Raw genomic sequence first — 17335 nt, 5'->3', positions numbered from 1 at the left:
CTGTCGCGTTGGGCGTCGCCCATCACGTGAGCCCAAGTTGTTTGCGCATCCGCGCCGTGATGGATTGACGGGTCTTGCTCATGTCGGCCCAAGGGTCTTGGGTATCGGCCAGTCGCTCACCTATTGTGGCAATGGTCCACTGATTGGCGCCCTTGAGCTGTGCCAGTTCTTCACGCCAGACCGGCACCGACACCGGCAAGCCCTCGCGAGCGCGCAGCGAGTAAGCACACACCGTGGTAGCACCTTTGCCATTGCGCAAGTAGTCGATGAAGATGCGGCCTACACGGTTCTTGGGGCCGGACACTGCGGTGAGCCGATCAGGGAACAGTTTTGCCAGGTAGGTGACGATGGCGTGGCTGAAATCCTTGACGTCGTCCCAGCTCGCTTTTCTCGTTAGCGGGACAACCAGATGGATACCTTTGCCCCCGCTGGTCTTGATGAACACCTTCAGACCCAGTTCGTCCAGCAGGGTCAGGGTCAGCTGGGTGGCCTCCAGCATTGCCTTCCACGGCAGGGCCGGGTCAGGGTCCAGGTCGAGTACGAAACGGTCTGGCCGGTCGAACTGCGTGTCGGTGGCGTTCCAGGTGTGCAGTTCAAGCATGTTCATCTGTACGGCGCCGAGCAAAGTGTCAGGGCGGTTGATGACCATGGCGGCCTGGCCGGCTTCCTCTTTGCCGTACGTACGCACGTTTGGAATGTGCAGCTGGCCCGCGTTTTTCTGGAAAAACAGTTCCCCGGCGAGGCCGTCTGGCGCACGCACAAGCGCAACCGGCCGATTCTTGAGGTGGGGCAAGATCCATTCGCTGACCTGGGCGTAGTATTCGACGACGTCACGCTTGGTCATGCCAGAGGTAGGGTCGATCACGCGATCAGGGTGGGTCAGGCGCAGGTCACCCAGCGTCTCGGTGCTCTTGGCCGCCTTGCGCTGATGGACGGTCTTGCTCGGCATGGCACGCTCCAGGTCGATATCGGTCGCCGGTTTGTCGTCGCGCAAACCGTGGAATACCGCGTGGCGTACTACGCCGTCACGGGTCATCTGGGCAAAGGCGATCTCGGCCAGCAACGTGGGCTCTAGCCAATGTATCCCTCGGGCTTCGGCGCCAGTGGGGGGGTTGGCTACAGTAGGCTGGGCGGTTTGTAGGGGTTCGAGTTGTGCGTGCAATGTGTCAAGAGTGGTGGCACTGAACCCGGTGCCCACCTTGCCGGCGTAACGCAGCATGCCTGCGTCGTCGTGCAGGGCCAATAGCAAGGCGCCGAACCCACTGCGGCTGCCCTTGGGGTCGGTATAGCCCACCACTACAAACTCCTGCCGCCGCTTGCACTTGAGCTTGATCCAGTCGGCGCTGCGCGTGCCGGAATAGCTGCTGTCGGCACGCTTGCCGATCAAGCCTTCAAGGCCCAGCTTACAGGCACTCTCGAGCAACGCTTCAACCGGCTCGTCGAAGTCCGCAGAGTACTTGAGGTTGTCCGCAGTGTTGTGCTCAAGCAAGCGCTCCAACGCGTCGCGTCGCTGCTGCAAGGGTAGGGCGCGCAGATCTTGACCGCCCAGAAACGGCAGGTCGAAGACGTAATAGGTGATTTGTTCATCATGCGCGGTATCGAATGCGTTCTGTAAGGCCTGGAAGTCTGCAACCCCCTGGTCGTCATTGACGACCATCTCGCCATCGAGCCACGCAGAGTCCACACCCAACGCGCGTAGCGCAGCGATTTGGCCCGGCATCTTGGCGCTCCAGTCATGGCCATTGCGGGTATAGAGCCGCACATCATCGCCCTCGATGCGCGCGAGGATGCGGTAACCGTCGTACTTCACCTCATACCGCCAGTCCCCCGAGGGGGGTGAGTCGACCAACGTGGCCAACTGCGGCTGCATGTGTTCTGGCAGCATAGCGGGCTTGGACTTGGCGGCTTGCTTGGTCGGGGCGGGCTTGCCTTTGCCGGGTTTGGCCGTTTTGGCGGATTGCTTGGCAACCAAAGTGCGGTCGCTGATCACGCTGTCGGGCTGGTCCTCGACAATGCTGTACTGGGCCTCGCTGCGGGCCTGGCTGTCATTCGACTTGACCAGCATCCACTGCTCTTTCTTGCCAGCCAGCCGTGTGCGGAACAGGTTCCACATACCAGCGAGCTTCTCGCCTTGCAGGCGAAAGCGCAGTTTGCCTTTGTTGTAACCCTCACGCGGGTCCCCGTCGGGTTCCCAAACCCCACGGTCCCAGACGATGACATCGCCCCCACCGTAGTGACCTTCCGGAATGTGGCCTTCGAAGGTGGCGTAATCGAGCGGATGGTCTTCGACATGCACGGCCAGGCGTTTGACTTTCGGATCCAGGGAGGGACCCTTTGGAATCGCCCAACTTTTGAGCGTGCCGTCCAGTTCCAGTCGGAAATCGTAGTGCAAATGGCTGGCGTCATGTTTCTGGATGCAGAACTGTAACGCGTGAGCCCCTTTGCTGCGGCCGGATTTGCCGATTGGCTCGGGCGTGGCGTTGAAATCGCGCTTGCGCGCGTATTCCTCGAGTGGCGTGGCCATGAGGGGGGCTCCGGAACCTGGGCTGTCTTGATCTTGGGAGGCGGGGAGCGGCATTGGAGTTCAAAAAACCGCCACTGGCCGCGTAAAACTCTGAATCTTCCTGGGTACAGAGCAGTCGACTTTGGGTAAGCCAACTGATGGAGAGGCGTAATGTCCAGACCCGATGAACCCAAAGCCTATACCCCGACCGAGATCGATGACATCGAGGATCGTATGGGCAGTGTGCATGAGCTGAACTTCAGTGATCGCCTTGATGACCGTCAGGGGCGGGTAGGTGATGAACGACCAGAGCGTGAAGTGGAGCAGGAATTCCCGGAAGAGCGGGTGCGCCAGAGCGGCTTGACCGGCGGCGAGGCGCTGACCGACAGCCTGCATGAGGACGGTGTCACGGATGATGATCTGAGCCCGGACACGCTACTGGACGAAACCGGCGCTCGAGATTCCCATGAGCCTGGGTACGGCGGCCCTGCCGATCAGGCGCTGACCGAAAAAGACGCGATCGAGATCGGCGGCGGTCGAGGCCTTGACGAAGCAGAACTGGCCCGCACCAACCCGCTTGACGGGAAACCGTGGACTGACGATGCAATTGAAGAAGACGAAAGGAGTTGATCATGAGCGAATTACGCTGCGCTTGTACCGAGTGTTCCTGCACGGTGAGCACCTTGCCGCAGAATGGCAAGGCCTACTGCTGCGAAGCGTGTGCGACCGGGCACCGTAACGGCGAGCCATGCCGCATGCCTGACTGCACCTGTGGCAAGGTTGAGCAGAAAAAGGAAACCAGTGTGGACAATGCGCTGGATGAGACTTTCCCAGCGAGCGATCCTATTTCGCCGTGAGGGAGATTGAGCCGGGTCTGCCTAGGCAGACCCGGCCTGTTCAACCTGTCTCAAACCGTTTGAGAGCGTTGGCGAATTCCATAGAAGCGGCCTTACGAGGCGTGCCTACAAGGGGACTGTGCCGAGCTTGGAGCCGCACTAGCTGTGCGACACACACACCAAGCCCACCCCTTTCACGTTGATGCTGCCGTATCTTGCCGGCGCATGGTCTTAGCGCGCTTTTCCAGCACCAAGTAGGTGATGACCGCCAACACCAGCGGTATCAGGTAGTACAAGGTTCGATAGGCCAGTAAGGCTGCAACCAGGCTGCCTTGTGGAATCTGCCCCTGAAGCAGGCCCAGGAATACGGTTTCCAGCACCCCAAGCCCTGCCGGAATGTGAGCCACCACCCCGGCCACGCAACTGATCAGCAGAACCCCCAGGATGGAGGGATAGAACGCCTGCTCTGGCAACAGCCAGAAGATCAGCAGCGCCATCATTGCCCAGTTGCTGGCGCCTAAGGCCACCTGGCACAGCGCAAGCCGCAGCGAGGGCAGCGTCAGTTCATGCTCGCACCAGCGCCAGGTGCGTTTTTTGGCAAAACCGCAGGCCAGCAGATAGCCGATCGAAATGGCCAGCAGCGCGAAGCCAATGAGCTGCAGCCCAGTGGTGCCGACCGCCCAGTTTGCCGGCAATTCGACCAGGCGCATGGCAAACACGCTGCCTGCCAGCAGCATGTAGCCCATCCAGTTGGTCAGTAGCCCCAAGGTGAGAATGCGTGTGATGGTGGGCGTGTCCAACCCAAGCCTGCCGTATAACCGATAGCGCAACGCAACCCCGCCCACCCAGGTGGTGAAGTTGAGGTTGAAGGCGTAGCACACGAAGGCGATCGGCAGCACTTGCCGGACCGGCAACTTGTGACCGGTATAGGTTCGGGCCAATAAGTCGTAACTGGCAAAGATCAAGAAGCTCATCAGTGCCATGACCAACCCGACGGCCAATGTGCCGGGTTTGTAGGCCAACAGCGATTCACGCACCTCGTTCCAATCCAGGTTGCGCGCCAACGTGAACAGTAACGCCGGGATCAGGATAAGGAACAGGACGGTGAACAGACGCTTGGCCCACACTTGCCAACGCTTTCGTTCCATCAGGTGTTGCCCTCGTGCAGGTTGCCTTGGGTCTCTACGGCTTGCCCAGGCGTTTTCAGGCGCTTGCGATGCGCAGGTAGCCAACCGGCAATGCGCGGGAAGTGACGTATGACGTGGAAGCTCAAGAAGATCAGTGGCGCCCGCCACCAGTAGCCGCGAATCATTCGCTCCAGGGTGACCGTCTTGCACTGTTCGCTGGCCAGCGACTGCAGGTGGTCATGTAGCTGCTGATTGAAGGCACGGCTGCGGATGAACAGGTTGCCTTCAAGGTTGAACGACAGGCTCAGCGGGTCGAGGTTGCTCGAACCGACCGTGGACCATTCGTCATCCACCAGTGCGACCTTCCCGTGCAGGGGGCGCCGGCAATACTCATGGATCCGCACCCCGTCGCGAAGCAGGTAGTTATAGAGTAGGCGAGCCAGGGTACGCACCCACCACATATCAGGCTCACCCTGCATGATGAGGGTCACTTCAACCCCGCGACGCGCGGCGTTACGCAACTCGCGCAACAGGCGATAGCCTGGGAAAAAATAGGCATTGGCTACCACGATGCGCTTGCGCGCGCCACGCAGCGCTTCGAGGTAATAGGTTTCGATAGCCGTGCTGCGCTGGCCGTTGTCCCGCTCTACCATCACGGCAGTGATGTCGCCAGTGGGGTCGGTGACAGGGCGCACCTCGCTTGGGGGCTCTAGCACCGGCGACATCAATCGACGGCTGACGGCATGCACCTGCGCGACCACTGGCCCGGTTACCTCCACGGCGTAGTCCTGCTTGGCCATGGGGCCATAGTCGCCGAGATGATCGGCGCTGTAGTTGATGCCGCCAATGAATGCACGCTCCCCGTCGATCACGACGATCTTGCGATGCAGCCGGCGGAACAGGTTGGTGCGCAGGCCCGCCAGACGAGGCTGGGGGTCGAACAGGTGAAACCTTACTCCCGCCTCGGTCATCGCCGCGATGAACTCGGCTGACAGGTCAGCGGTGCCGTACCCGTCGGCAACCACTTCCACACGGACCCCACGTTGCGCTGCCTCGATCAGCGCACGCTGCAACTGGTGGCCTACCTTGTCTTCGTAGATGATGAATGTCTCGAGCAGGATTTCATTGCGCGCCTGGCCCATGGCCTCGAAGACCCGCGGGTAGAACGCCTCACCATTGATCAGCAGCTCGACGCTGTTGCCATCGACCCAAGGTCTTTTCACACGTTGATCTCCGCAGCCAGGGGGGCGTGGTCGGACAGGTGCGACCACGGATAATTGGATAAAACCTTTGCAGCATGGGGCATGGCATTGCGCACGTAGATCCGGTCAAGCCGAAGCAGCGGCAGGCGTGCCGGAAAACTGCGGGCTGGCGAGCCGAAACGCTCCCCGAATGCCTCTATCAAGCGCTGCGACAGCACGGCATCTGCTTTCAGACGCCAGTCGTTAAAGTCGCCGGCGATAATCACCGGCGCCTTGGCAGGCAGGCGGTCGAGCAACTCGAACAGCAGACTCACCTGCTTCTGCCGGTGTGCCTCCCGTAGGCCCAAGTGCACGCAGATTGCATGCACTTCGTCGTGGCCGGGTACTTCCAGTTGACAGTGCAGCAGGCCTCGCTGTTCATTTCCCGCCACTGAGACGTCGAGGTTTTCCGAACGCACGATCGGAAATTTGGAGAGCAAGGCGTTGCCGTGATCGCCATGGGGATAAACGGCGTTGCGACCATAGGCAAATTGCGGCCACATGCTGTCTGCCAGGAATTCGTACTGGGGCGCCTGCGGCCAGGCAGGGTGGCTGATCGCATGCTGTTGGTGGCTGCCATGCACCTCCTGGAGAAACACCAGGTCGGCGCCCGTGGCACGTACCGCATCGCGCAGCTCCGGCAGGATGAAGCGGCGGTTGAAGAAGGTGAAGCCTTTGTGCACGTTGAGCGTCAGTACGTTCAAACGGTGCACGGCGGTGACTTTGTCGATGATGCAGCTGGGCGCGGAGAGTGTAGGGTTCACAGTTCAACCTCCGGCTCGGCGCCCGGCTCTGTCATCAGCTCGTGGTCCAGGTGCATCTTTTCCAGCAATCGGCGCGCGTCGTAAGGGGCGTGGACTTTCTGGTCGTTATCGAAATAGCAGTACACATCCCGGGTTGAGCGCCGGGGGGGAGGGCCCTGTACGATCAGGTGTGCATCGTCGGACTGACTCCCCTCACGCCACTGTTCGATCCGTTTCTTCCAGCGGCGCAGTGCGCTGACGGTATAACCGCTGCTGTAGAGTTCGACGTCGCCATGCAGGCGCATGTACATGAAATCTGCGGTGACGTCCTCCACGTAAGGCCACTTGCCCGCGCTGTCGGCAACCACCAGGGCAACGTTGTGCTGGCGCAGCAGTTCCACGAAGCGCTCGCACAGGAAACTTTCGTGACGAATTTCCACCGCATGGCGTAGCGGCGCATTGCCGCTTATCTGCGTGCCGCCGTTACCTTGCAGGCGTTGCTCGCAGCCACTGGCGCTGCGTCGGGCAGCGGCGCGGTGACGCGGCAGCGATCGCAGAAATGCATCGAATCGCTCAGCGTCGAAACGCATGTTGGCAGGGAACTGCCATAAGAATGGGCCGAGCTTGTTACCGAGAAGGAGCGGCCCGGAGGCGAAGAAATTGGCCAATGGCGTATCGATGTCCTTAAGTCTGCGGATGTGGGTGATGTATCGCGGCGCCTTGACCGCGAACACGAAGTCATCGGGTGTGGCGTCATGCCAGGCTTGATAGCGTTCGGGCGTTTGCAGGCTGTAAAACGAGCCGTTGATCTCGATGGTATTGACTGCCCTCGACGCGAAGGCCAGCTCGTCGTCCTGGCGCAGCCCCTTGGGGTAGAAGTCCTTGCGCCAGGGACCGTATCGCCATCCTGAAATGCCAATGCGTACCTCGCTCACGCTGCCTCCTATCGCATCTCCATTCCATTCATCATTGCGACCAGTGCAGCGGCAGGAGGGTTCAGGCGCAGTTGATCAGTGGTGGCGAGCAGGGCTGGAATTGAACTTTGCGGGCAGGCTTGATGCCACTTTTAGACAGGCAGGGTGGTGACCAACGCTCTGTATCGACACTTCTTGGAGGTGCACATGGCCCGACACATCATCCATTTCACCGGCCCTATCAACTCGTCTACCTGCGGCAATCTGATCAACACCTGCACCAAGGCCGTGAACCAGGGGGCCGAAGTGGTGCAGTTGAATGTCGCCACCATGGGCGGCGAGTGCAGCTACGGGTTTACCCTGTACAACTACCTGCGGACCTTGCCGGTCAGTGTGCATACCCACAACCTGGGCACGGTCGAGTCAATGGGCAACATCCTGTTCCTGGCCGGCGAGCACCGCACCGCGTGCACTCACAGCAAGTTCCTCTTCCACCCCTTTCACTGGACGCTGCACGGCTCCATCGACCACTCACGCATGGCCGAATATGCCATGAGCCTGGATTATGACTTGCGCCTTTACGCGCAGATTGTGGCGCAGCGCACCGAGGGCGCGGCACAGGCACTTGACGTGCCGCGCTACTTGATGGCGGCCCCGCGAATCCTTGGCCCACAAGAAGCCCTGGACAGCGGGATGATTCATGCAATCGACGACTTGCCGATAGAGGCGGGCGACTGCCAATGGAGCGTGCACGCTTAGAGCGGCACGCCCGTTTTTGAATTAGCCGCCAGTAAAAGTGGGGGTTAGCGCACAGACGCTGCGGTAGCTGCGTCGCACTCGAGCAAAGAGCGAATCAATTTTTTGATGTCTTGCTTGAGCGTGCCGACGTGCTCGAAATGGGCGAACTGGTAGTCAGCGATCTCATGCAAGGCGCAGGGCTGCGGTGCTTCGTCGAATTCGGCCTCGAAGACATAATGCATGCGTTGTGGCGTTTCGTGGCGCATCAGCAGCGTGAAATTGTGGGCCTGCAGGCCTGTCTCTTCCAGCAGTTCGCGCTGGGCTGCCTCAAGCGGCGTCTCACCAGGTTCTACCTTGCCTCCTGGCAGCGTCCAAGGGGCATTTGGCTTGCGAACCCACAGCCATTTATGAGCGTGTTTGCCATGCCGACAGATGATGGTTGCGCGGGGCTTGGCGGATTTCATGGGTACTCCGGCGAATCACATTCCTATGAGGAGTTAGTCGCCGAGCACCGTGCAAAAGTCATAAAACTGTAACAATTGACCGACGAACGGTCAGTAGGGTACCGAACCGTGGAGGCTCTCGATGGCCTCTACCAACTCGTCGTAGCCGACAGGCTTGTTCAGATGACGATCAAAGCCAGACTGCTTCGACCGATGCTGATCAGCGCTTGCCCCATAGCCGGTAAGGGCAATGGCCGGGGTATGCTGCAGGTGCTTGATGTCTCGCAAAGCCTTTATCAGGGCATGGCCATCCATGACTGGCATGCCGATGTCCGACAGAATGACGTCATAGTCCGTTTGCCGTGCTGCTTCGAGCGCCTGGCGGGGGTCAGCGAACGCGCTCACCTGCGCACACTCCATTTCCAGGAGCTGTTGCATGACGTCGAGCACCTCGGGTGAGTCATCCACCAGCAGTACATGCAAGCCATCGAGCCGGCCCATGCGTTCAGTTTGCTGGCAGGCCAGTCGCTCGCCTTTACCGCTTTTGGACAAGGGCAGGGTGACGGTGAACGTACAGCCCTGACCAAGACCGGCGGAGTACGCGCATACGCTTCCTCCGTGGGCCTCCACCAACTGACGGACCAGCGATAGCCCAATGCCCAGGCCCTCTCGCGCCGCATGCCCGAGCGGCGAAGCCGCCTGGCTGAACAGGTCGAAAATATGTTCCAGGCTATCTGCCTCAAGGCCAATGCCTCGGTCGATCACGCTGAGCGAAACCTGCGTGTCGTCATGGCTCAGGGACAACCGGATAGTGCCGCCGGGTGGGCTGAACTTCAGGGCGTTGTTGAGCAGGTTCCAGATCACTTGCTCCAGGCGTGTGCTATCCCCGTCGATGAACAGTGGCAAGCCGTCTGCAGGCAGTTCCAGCACAACCGCCGAGTCAGGCTGCTCGCTGATGACCACCGCGTGGATACCCTCGATGATGGCAACCACGTCTACCGCTTCGGTCTTGAGCTTGAGCTTGCCGGTACGGATACGGGCCACGTCCAGCAGGTCATCGATGATGCGCGCCTGGCTGGTCACGGCTTCGCGAATGATGCCCACCGCCTTGCTCGCAGCGGCGACGTGGGCGATCGAGGGCAGACGACGCAGGATCTCGGCGTTGAGCTGGATCAGGTTGAGGGGGTGTTTGAGTTCGTGGGACATGATGGCGAAGAACTCATCCTTCATGTGGCTGCTGCTTTGCGACTCGGCCAGTTGCTTGCTCTGCTCATCGTGCAGGCGCTTGTGCCCGGTCAGGTCCCGAGCAATCTTGACGAAGCCACGCAATGAGTTGCCCTTCAAGCGCGAGATTTCACCACTGGCATAGAAGCGGCTCCCGTCCTTGCGCAGGTGCCAGCGCTCATCCTGGCTACGGCCGTTGGCGCGCGCTGTCTGTAATTCCTGCTCGGGGATGCCGTGCTGGCGGTCGTCCTGGGTGAAGATGAGCTGGTAATGCCGGCCCACGACATCGGCCTTTTCATGGCCGAAGATCAATGCAGCACCTGTATTCCAGTCAGTGATCAGGCCCTGCTCATCCAACAGGATGATGGCGAAGTCGTGGGTACTTTCAGCGACCACTCGCATGCGCTCTTCGCCAAGTCGCACCCGCTCCTCGGCCGCGCGACTCTTGCTGATGTCAATGAAGGTGAGCACGGCCCCGTCGATCTTCTGTTCGCTTGAACGGTAGGGCAGCAACCGGGCCAGGTACCAGTGGTAGGCCTGGCCCCCGATTTCCCGCTCGATGATGTGCTCGCCATTGACCACGGCGCGCGCATCATCGGCCAGGGCGGGGTAGTCCAGGCGATGAGTGATGTCGAGCAGGGAACGCCCTGTATCCACCGGCAGCATGTTGAACAGGTCGGTCGCACGTGGGGTGAACCAGCGAATGTGCAGGTTGCGGTCGACGAACACGGCGGCGATGTCGGTGCTGGCGATCAAGTTGCGCAGGTAGTCATTGACCTTGTCGGTCTCCTCAACCTTGCTCTTGAGCTCGTAATTGACAGTCAACAGTTCTTCGTTGATCGACTGCAGCTCTTCCTTGCTGGTTTCCAGTTCTTCGCTGGCCGAGCGAAGCTCTTCGTTGATTGTCTGCATCTCTTCGTTGGAGGCCGTGAGTTCTTCGCTGGATAGCTCCGACTGCTCAATGGTCTCCTGCAATTGCACGCGCATGCGCTGCAACTCTCGCTCCAGGTTGTTCAGCACCATGCTGTCGGTCTGGCGAATAGCATCGACTAACGGCAATGACAGATCGGGCGCACGCTCTTCGAACACCACCAGCAGGTATTCGCCGGCCGTTTGCTCATCCTTATGCGGTTGCACGGTAATTTCGATCTGGCAGCGCTGACCCTCCTCGCCCATGTCCACAGGGCGAGAGGTGACCGCATGGGTGCCCTGGCGCGCCTGGAACAAGGTGCTGCGAAGCGCCAGTCGCAAGCTGGGCAATACCAGGTTGAGCACGTTGCGGCTCAATTCACCGCTGCCCAATTGCATGTAGCGCCCGACACCTTCGCTCAGATGAAGGAGGGTACCCTCACCGTCGATGATCAGACTCGGCGGGGTTCGGCGGGCCAGTGCACGATGGTGCACCTCAGCGTAAGAGGGCTTGCGCTGGGCTCTGCTTTTGGCGGTGGCCGGTTGCTTCAGAGCGCCCAGATCAGTCCCTTGCAACTGACGCCCCGGACGCGTGTCGGCATGGGCGACCTCGCGTGCCCGGTAGATGCGATTACGCTTGTCCACCACCGCGAACAGATCGCCAGCCAGTTCAGCCGATTCGGAAGAGCCCAGAAACAGGTAGCCACCCGGGCGCAGGGCGAAATGGAACATGCGCAGGATATCCCGCTGGATTTCACGGTCCAGGTAGATCAGCAGATTGCGACAGACGATCAAGCCCAATTGCGAGAAAGGCGGATCGGACAGCAGGTTATGCCGTGCGAACAGCACTTTCTCTCGTATTTCCTTACGCACGCGATAGTGCTGGTCTTCTTTGGCGAAAAACTGGCGCAGACGCGAGGGTGGCACATCGGTGATGATGGACTCTGGATAAAGGCCGGTGCGGGCATGGCCAATGGCACGCTCGTCGAGGTCTGTGGCAAACACCTGCACCTTGTTGGCGCGCTGGTCCAAGGCCAACTGCTCGCACGTCAGCATGGCTAGGCTGTAAGACTCCTCTCCCGTCGAACAGCCCGCGGACCAGATGCGAATTTCGGCTGGGTTATCGCCTTGGTCCGGCTCATTTGCCAGCTGGGGCATGACGATACGCTCAAGCGCCTCGAACGCCTCGCGGTCGCGGAAAAAATTAGTAACCCCGATCAGCATGTCCGCCAGCAACGCTGCCGACTCTTCCTCATGGGTCTCAAGGTAGTGCAGGTAGGCTCGAAGATCGGCCTGTCCCGTGACATGCAGACGTCGCTCGATACGCCGCAGCACAGTGGCGCGCTTGTAATGGTGGAAATCATGACCAGTGGCGCTGCGCAATTGCAGCAAGATGTCTTCCAGCACAGGTTTGCACGCCTGAGGGTCGCCGGCTCGGGTACCCAGCGCCGGCGGTAGGCTATCGTCTTCGATACGTGGCAGATTGACCTGTCGCGCGTTGTGCCACAGCTCCATCAGCTTTTGGGCAAGCTCTGCCGCCGGGAGCACCACGTCGACCAGACCCGTCTCGATGGCCGCCCGAGGCATGCTGTCAAACTGAGCATCATCCGGGCTCTGTACCAGGGTGAGGCCGCCTTGTTCCTTGACACGTGCCAGGCCTACGGCGCCGTCCGCGCCCGTACCGGAAAGGACCACGCAAAAGGCATGATCCTTATGCACGTCGGCCAGGTCGCGGAAGAACAGGTCGATGGCCACATGGTCACCGCGCCGCCTGTTGGCCGGCGCTACCCGCAGGTAACCATCATTGGTCGATAGCCGATTGGCAGGAGAGATGACGTACACATGGTTGCGTTCGATCGGCACCGGTTCCGTTACCTGGCTCACCGGCATGCTGGTTGTCTCCTGAATGATCCGATCAGCGACACTCTGATGGTCTGGAGACAGGTGCAGCACAATGACAAACGCCATGCCTGAGTCGGCGGGCATCTGCCTGAACAGTGTACAGATGGCTTCGATGCCCCCCGCTGAGGCACCAATACCCACCACAGGGAAACTGAGATGGCTAGGGCTCAGGTTCGAGGGATGCGGCGCGGCGGGCTGGTTAACGGTCGACTTCATGGCGGTGCCCTGTACAGACCTTACAGACAGCCCATCGACACGTCGCGGGGCATGAGGAGCGCCATTATAGGCAACGCGCACGGATATTCGCGAGTGCGTTGATGCGACGCTAATGACTGGTCCGCAAGTGTTCGGACAGAGAATCTTTTCGCGCCACCGGTCTGCAACCCATGCCATGGGACTGAGTAGCCTGTTATCGCGCGGGTTCCGATGAAGGGCACGGCTTGATGTCTTGCACATTTCCAGAACCGCAAGGAGAAACGAAATGGCTCGTGATCAGAGATCGACCGGTCAACGTGGCGGCACCAAGGAAACCAATCCAGGCAACTTCGCCAACGACCGCGAAAAGGCTTCCCGCGCTGGGCAGAAAGGGGGCCAAGTTTCAGGTGGTAACTTCGCCAATGACCGTGAGCGCGCCTCGCAGGCTGGACGCAAGGGTGGTCAGAACAGCCACGGCGGCGGGCGCAATGTAACGAGCGAAGCACGCGGCTGACCTTGTCGTAGGTGCCCGCCGAGGCCGTGCTGGGCACCCGTCGGGGGGCAACGACGCATATCCGATTGAATCTTTAGCGCCGCGCTGCACTCCATCGCAGGGTCATCCACGCAAAAGAGGAGGGTGCAGCGATGCCTAGTCCCCAGTTGTACATCATCGATTACCGGCTCCATGGCGAGCCTCGCACCTTCATCATTCGTCTGGAGCGTCTGGATAATGCCGAGGCGTGGCATTGGGCGAGCTGTGATGCCGGCATCGGCATCATCCCCAAATTCGGGCGCGAGAAGATCCGCAAGGTCAGCCGGCCTATGGCTGAGCGCTACGGCGTCACGGATGTGACTTGGCGCCTATCAGGCAGTAAGCCCGGACAGTCTCTAGAAGACCCTGCCACCACCGCCTGATTGCGCAACCTCTTCCATTACCTGATTACACACCCGCCTCAGGGTCGCTGGCAGGTACGCCTGGACGATTTTGATCGTCATCGGTCAGGCCCGGGTCAGTGTCGGGGTCGTCGACTCTGTCATTGCGCTGCTCTTGTTCAAGCTCGGGCCAGTCGTCCTGGACATTGCCGCCACCCATCATAAGTTTCTGGATCACTGCATGCGCCTCCGTTGGTTTGGAAAAAAGGCCCGCCCCGAAGGCGGGCCAACACAGGAGTGAGAGGAACAGCCATTGCCAGACCCCTCACTTTTTCAGAGCGCCACTGCAGGGGTAGAAGTCCCTCTGCGCAGGCGCGGGTCTGACCAACGGTGCTATCCGGCCGAGTACTTGACGGCAGCAGCGGTCCGCGAGCTGACGTTGAGTGCCTTGAGCAGTGACGAGACGTGGATGCGCACCGTGAAGGGCGAGATGTCCAGGGCTTTGGCTATCTCCTTGTTGGTCTTGCCCTGTGCGATCAAACGCAACACATCCTGTTGGCGTTGAGTCAGGTGCTCGGTACCCGCGTCGGCATTGGCGATCGGCAGCAGGCCGGAAGGCAGGTAACGCACCAACACTTCCCCTGCTCGAACGGCAAGGATAGCGGCGCCCATTTGCTCGGCGCTCAGGCTTTTGCCGATGAAACCATCCACGCCGCAGGCCATGACCTGGTCGATGATGACCGGATCGTCCACCATCGAAACGACGATCAAGGTCGTACGCGACAGTTGGCGTTTCAGCTGGGCAAGGCGGCTGACGGAATCCAGGCCCGGAAAACGCAGGTCTAGGATCAGGGTATCGAGAGCCTCGCCAACGCTGGCAATCTGCAATACCTCATCCAGGCTACCGGCCTCGGCCACGCAGGCGCTTGGCAGCACACGGCAGACGGTACGTACCATGGCTTCCCTGAACAGCGGATGGTCGTCCGCCACGATTATTCGACTGGTCACACTTGGCAACTCCCTTTGGCCGCAGGTCGATCAGGCCATGTTAACGTAGCAGCCCTGGCACGTGCGCGCTGCCCCGTGATGGGAGCAAAGGCGCCTGATGATAAGGATTTCGGCCATGGTCATGGATAAAAATAACGAGCTCGATCAAGCGAACTTGCGTCTGATTGTTGGCAGTTGCGCGTTCGCCTATGTGGCGATGCTGGTATTTCTGCTGGACCGCTCTGCCGCGCTCTACGTGCCGGTGGTTGTCTACATCTTTGTCTTTCTCTTGGTATCGGTGCTTCTGCGCCAGGCTATCGCACGCTGGCCCGGGCATTATCCGTGGCGCCGGGTGCTGGGCATGGTGCACGACTACACAGGCACCTGTTTCGGCTTGGTGGTCGGCGGTGAAGCGGCGCTGCCGCTGTATGCCGTGATGGTGTGGGTCAACCTGGGCAACGGCATGCGTTTCGGCTCTCGATACCTGGCCATTGCGACCGGGCTGGCGCTGGTCGCGCTGGTAGTGGTGTACCGGCTGACGCCTTACTGGCAGGCCAACCCTTTTCTGGTGCTGATGTTGCTGACCACCAGTACCGTGATACCCGTCTATGCGCACTTGCTGCTCGAACGCACGCGCCGAGCTTCGGAGCAGGCCGCTGCAGCTAATCGCGAGAAGTCCCGCTTTCTGGCCCAGGCGAGCCACGACCTGCGCCAACCCATTCACTCTATCAGTCTGTTCACGGCGTGTTTGCGCGAGGCGCGGCTGGGCGAGGAGGAACGCAGGCTGGTCGACAGCATTGACCGATCGTTGCTGAACGTGTCCCAGCTGTTTCGGTCGATTCTGGACCTGTACACCCTGGATAACGGGCGCGTGCAGCCGCGCTATGAAACATTTGCTCTGGGCGATTTTCTCGAAGCCCTTGCACGTGAGCATGCCGAGGCTGCTCGCTGGGCGAGGGTGGAGATACGCGTGCGGCCTTGTCCCTACTGGACGCGTGCAGACCGCGGCATATTGACGACCATGGTCCAGAACGTCCTGTCCAATAGCCTTAAATACGCATCGGGACGGCCACTGTTGATAGGTGTACGGCGCTGCCGGGATGGTCTTGCCATCATGATCTGTGACCAGGGACGAGGCATCGAACCTGCACACCAGACGCTGGTGTTCGAAGAGTTCTACCGGGTCAGGCAAGTGCGCGACAAGGACGTCGAAGGCGTCGGGTTGGGCCTGTCGATTGTTCGTCGGCTTGCGCGGCTGATGAACGTGCAGGTGCACCTGCGATCTCGACCCGGTCACGGCACCACCGTGAGCCTGAAGGGGTTGCCGCAGATAACGCCTCACCCTACACGGGCAGCGCCTGAGCAAGAGCTGGCTGCTGCAGGTTTGCTCAACGGCCTGCGGGTTTGCCTGATTGAGGACGACCAGAACGTGCTCAGAGCAACGTCGGCCCTGTTGCAGCGCTGGGGATGCGAGGTAGATGGCCATAGTTCAGCTGCCGCTTCGAATGAGGACTGCGACGTCATCGTTGCCGATTATGACCTTGGCCAGGACGCCACCGGAGTCGATTGCATCGAGCGGCTGCGCAGCGAGCGTGGCTGGGCTGTACCAGCCTTGATCATGACGGGGCATGATCCGGACCGAATACAGGTCGCAGTACAGGGTCGCGGTATCGCGGTGCTTTCCAAGCCCGTGCGCCCTGTCGAATTGCGGGCCATGTTGCGCACGCTCTGTGATAACGCCACCTCGCCCCGTTATTGAAAGCGGCCATAGCGCCGGTCAAAAGCGTCCGGTCTGGCCTTCTTTCACGCAGCTGGGCGTGGGTTGATAGATGCCCATGCCGGCCGCAGCGACAAGCGCGCCACTGGGCATCTGGCATTCGAATCGCCCTTTGCCAGTTGTGGCGGTGTAGTACGTGATGGTGCTGTCGCTGCGCACATCTTCCACCTTGGAGACCTTGGTATTGAGTACAAACTCGGTACGCTTCTTCAGCGTGTCATCGGAAGGCTTGACGGTTTGGCAGCCGGCCACGGCGAACAGCGCACCGGCAATGCCGATTAGCTTGAAAGGACTCATGGGAGGTTTCCTTGGCGATGAAAGCCCTGGAATATAGCGTGCGTTGAAGGGAGGAGCGATTAGGACGGATGTGCTAAATGGCACCTGGCTACTAGAGCCTTGATCAATTTATACGAGATATGGAGTCAACAACTATTGATCTTATACTAGTTAGTGTTGATTATAGTCGCTTCTATGAGTCTGGTTTCTCATTTTAGAGGCAACCGACGTAAGTCTTAAGCCTCGTAAAATTGACGATGGTGAGCATTATGCAAGACTTCTTTCCCGTGGCTTGTGCCGACATGCTCGCGCGTGTAGGCATGCTGGTGAAGGCACAGCGTTTGGCGCTAGGTATTCGGCAGGCGGACATCAAGGCCGCTATTGGCATATCGCCGCACCTGTTGCGCAAGGTCGAACAGGGCTCGCCTCACGTAGACCTGCGCTCCTTCATGCTGGTGCTATGGCGGCTTGGCATCAACGATACGGTCTTCCGAACGCTCGAGGACGTTGAGCACAGCGCCCAGATGGCCCGTTTCGTTCAGCTGGAGGATGACCCTGAGCAACTTTCAGCCCGACGCGTGCGCCTCCCCAAACCCAAGCCTGAGGCGTTCTGATGCAAGGTGCCTACATCTACATGGAGCATCCCG

At 60.1% G+C, this 17335-nt stretch carries 16 protein-coding genes and 1 pseudogene; 7 read left to right on the top strand and 10 right to left on the bottom strand.

Annotation, left to right across the window (positions count from 1 at the left end):
* Window positions 1-22: 22 nt before the first annotated feature.
* On the bottom strand, window positions 23-2524 hold the full coding sequence (gene ligD, locus FS777_RS05925) for a DNA ligase D (RefSeq protein ID WP_145254438.1): 2502 nt from the start codon (window positions 2522-2524) through the stop codon (window positions 23-25).
* 150 nt (window positions 2525-2674) lie between these two features.
* Between ligD and FS777_RS05920 the strand changes: the two genes are divergently transcribed.
* Window positions 2675-3133, top strand: a complete 459-nt coding sequence (locus tag FS777_RS05920; RefSeq protein ID WP_058639276.1) for a hypothetical protein — start codon at window positions 2675-2677, stop codon at window positions 3131-3133.
* A gap of 2 nt (window positions 3134-3135) precedes the next feature.
* Window positions 3136-3360, top strand: a complete 225-nt coding sequence (locus tag FS777_RS05915) for a metallothionein (protein WP_027915593.1) — start codon at window positions 3136-3138, stop codon at window positions 3358-3360.
* Window positions 3361-3533: 173 nt separating this feature from the next.
* On the opposite strand, the gene FS777_RS05910 is transcribed toward FS777_RS05915, so the two are convergent.
* The 4 genes from FS777_RS05910 to FS777_RS05895 are packed head-to-tail and all read right to left on the bottom strand — an operon-like array spanning window position 3534 to window position 7385.
* A complete protein-coding gene (locus FS777_RS05910) occupies window positions 3534-4487 on the bottom strand; it encodes a lysylphosphatidylglycerol synthase domain-containing protein (RefSeq protein ID WP_145254435.1) in 954 nt (317 codons plus the stop codon).
* Window positions 4487-5689, bottom strand: coding sequence for a cardiolipin synthase ClsB (gene clsB / locus FS777_RS05905; protein ID WP_145254432.1), 1203 nt, complete (start codon window positions 5687-5689; stop codon window positions 4487-4489). Before clsB ends, FS777_RS05910 begins: the two co-directional genes overlap by 1 nt.
* Window positions 5686-6471, bottom strand: coding sequence for an endonuclease/exonuclease/phosphatase family protein (locus FS777_RS05900; RefSeq protein ID WP_145254428.1), 786 nt, complete (start codon window positions 6469-6471; stop codon window positions 5686-5688). The genes clsB and FS777_RS05900 overlap by 4 nt, the downstream gene beginning before the upstream one ends.
* Window positions 6468-7385, bottom strand: coding sequence for a DUF72 domain-containing protein (locus FS777_RS05895; RefSeq protein WP_145254426.1), 918 nt, complete (start codon window positions 7383-7385; stop codon window positions 6468-6470). The genes FS777_RS05900 and FS777_RS05895 overlap by 4 nt, the downstream gene beginning before the upstream one ends.
* 186 nt (window positions 7386-7571) lie before the next feature.
* On the opposite strand from FS777_RS05895, the gene FS777_RS05890 reads away from it, so the two are divergent.
* On the top strand, window positions 7572-8123 hold the full coding sequence (locus FS777_RS05890; protein WP_058604595.1) for an ATP-dependent Clp protease proteolytic subunit: 552 nt from the start codon (window positions 7572-7574) through the stop codon (window positions 8121-8123).
* Between the two features lie 44 nt (window positions 8124-8167).
* On the opposite strand, the gene FS777_RS05885 is transcribed toward FS777_RS05890, so the two are convergent.
* Both FS777_RS05885 and FS777_RS05880 read right to left on the bottom strand, forming a co-directional pair.
* Window positions 8168-8566 carry an NUDIX hydrolase gene (locus FS777_RS05885; RefSeq protein WP_078478620.1) on the bottom strand — a complete coding sequence of 133 codons (399 nt, stop codon included), beginning with the start codon at window positions 8564-8566 and terminating at the stop codon, window positions 8168-8170.
* Between the two features lie 90 nt (window positions 8567-8656).
* Complete coding sequence (locus FS777_RS05880) at window positions 8657-12796, bottom strand: CheR family methyltransferase (protein ID WP_145254423.1); 4140 nt, start codon at window positions 12794-12796, stop codon at window positions 8657-8659.
* Window positions 12797-13115: 319 nt separating this feature from the next.
* Here FS777_RS05880 and FS777_RS05875 point away from each other — a divergent pair.
* A pseudogene (locus tag FS777_RS05875) lies at window positions 13116-13289 on the top strand (general stress protein); the annotation flags it as partial.
* Window positions 13290-13420: 131 nt separating this feature from the next.
* Window positions 13421-13690, top strand: coding sequence for a DUF6555 family protein (locus tag FS777_RS05870; RefSeq protein WP_027915584.1), 270 nt, complete (start codon window positions 13421-13423; stop codon window positions 13688-13690).
* Between the two features lie 25 nt (window positions 13691-13715).
* On the opposite strand, the gene FS777_RS21375 is transcribed toward FS777_RS05870, so the two are convergent.
* Complete coding sequence (locus FS777_RS21375; RefSeq protein WP_153302504.1) at window positions 13716-13886, bottom strand: hypothetical protein; 171 nt, start codon at window positions 13884-13886, stop codon at window positions 13716-13718.
* A gap of 155 nt (window positions 13887-14041) precedes the next feature.
* A complete protein-coding gene (locus tag FS777_RS05865) occupies window positions 14042-14656 on the bottom strand; it encodes a response regulator transcription factor (RefSeq protein ID WP_058639286.1) in 615 nt (204 codons plus the stop codon).
* A gap of 115 nt (window positions 14657-14771) precedes the next feature.
* Between FS777_RS05865 and FS777_RS05860 the strand changes: the two genes are divergently transcribed.
* A complete protein-coding gene (locus FS777_RS05860) occupies window positions 14772-16394 on the top strand; it encodes a hybrid sensor histidine kinase/response regulator (RefSeq protein WP_145254417.1) in 1623 nt (540 codons plus the stop codon).
* Window positions 16395-16412: 18 nt separating this feature from the next.
* On the opposite strand, the gene FS777_RS05855 is transcribed toward FS777_RS05860, so the two are convergent.
* Window positions 16413-16709, bottom strand: coding sequence for a hypothetical protein (locus FS777_RS05855; protein WP_058604601.1), 297 nt, complete (start codon window positions 16707-16709; stop codon window positions 16413-16415).
* Between the two features lie 248 nt (window positions 16710-16957).
* On the opposite strand from FS777_RS05855, the gene FS777_RS05850 reads away from it, so the two are divergent.
* The gene (locus tag FS777_RS05850; protein WP_078478616.1) at window positions 16958-17302 is read left to right on the top strand and encodes a transcriptional regulator; all 345 of its coding nucleotides are present in this window, start codon (window positions 16958-16960) and stop codon (window positions 17300-17302) included.
* The last annotated feature ends 33 nt before the right edge of the window (window positions 17303-17335 follow it).

This window comes from Pseudomonas sp. DE0157, assembly GCF_007678615.1.
In the GTDB taxonomy this organism is placed as follows: domain Bacteria; phylum Pseudomonadota; class Gammaproteobacteria; order Pseudomonadales; family Pseudomonadaceae; genus Aquipseudomonas; species Aquipseudomonas parafulva_B.
Note: the sequence above shows the minus strand (reverse complement) of the source record. Positions and strands in the feature narration are given on the sequence as shown.

Coding starts and splice junctions, on each gene's coding strand:
- ligD (WP_145254438.1), bottom strand. CDS start 2,524: ATGGCCACGCCACTCGAGGAATACGCGCGCAAGCGCGATTTCAACGCC.
- FS777_RS05920 (WP_058639276.1), top strand. CDS start 2,675: ATGTCCAGACCCGATGAACCCAAAGCCTATACCCCGACCGAGATCGAT.
- FS777_RS05915 (WP_027915593.1), top strand. CDS start 3,136: ATGAGCGAATTACGCTGCGCTTGTACCGAGTGTTCCTGCACGGTGAGC.
- FS777_RS05910 (WP_145254435.1), bottom strand. CDS start 4,487: ATGGAACGAAAGCGTTGGCAAGTGTGGGCCAAGCGTCTGTTCACCGTC.
- FS777_RS05890 (WP_058604595.1), top strand. CDS start 7,572: ATGGCCCGACACATCATCCATTTCACCGGCCCTATCAACTCGTCTACC.
- FS777_RS05885 (WP_078478620.1), bottom strand. CDS start 8,566: ATGAAATCCGCCAAGCCCCGCGCAACCATCATCTGTCGGCATGGCAAA.
- FS777_RS05880 (WP_145254423.1), bottom strand. CDS start 12,796: ATGAAGTCGACCGTTAACCAGCCCGCCGCGCCGCATCCCTCGAACCTG.
- FS777_RS05870 (WP_027915584.1), top strand. CDS start 13,421: ATGCCTAGTCCCCAGTTGTACATCATCGATTACCGGCTCCATGGCGAG.
- FS777_RS05860 (WP_145254417.1), top strand. CDS start 14,772: ATGGTCATGGATAAAAATAACGAGCTCGATCAAGCGAACTTGCGTCTG.
- FS777_RS05855 (WP_058604601.1), bottom strand. CDS start 16,709: ATGAGTCCTTTCAAGCTAATCGGCATTGCCGGTGCGCTGTTCGCCGTG.
- FS777_RS05850 (WP_078478616.1), top strand. CDS start 16,958: ATGCAAGACTTCTTTCCCGTGGCTTGTGCCGACATGCTCGCGCGTGTA.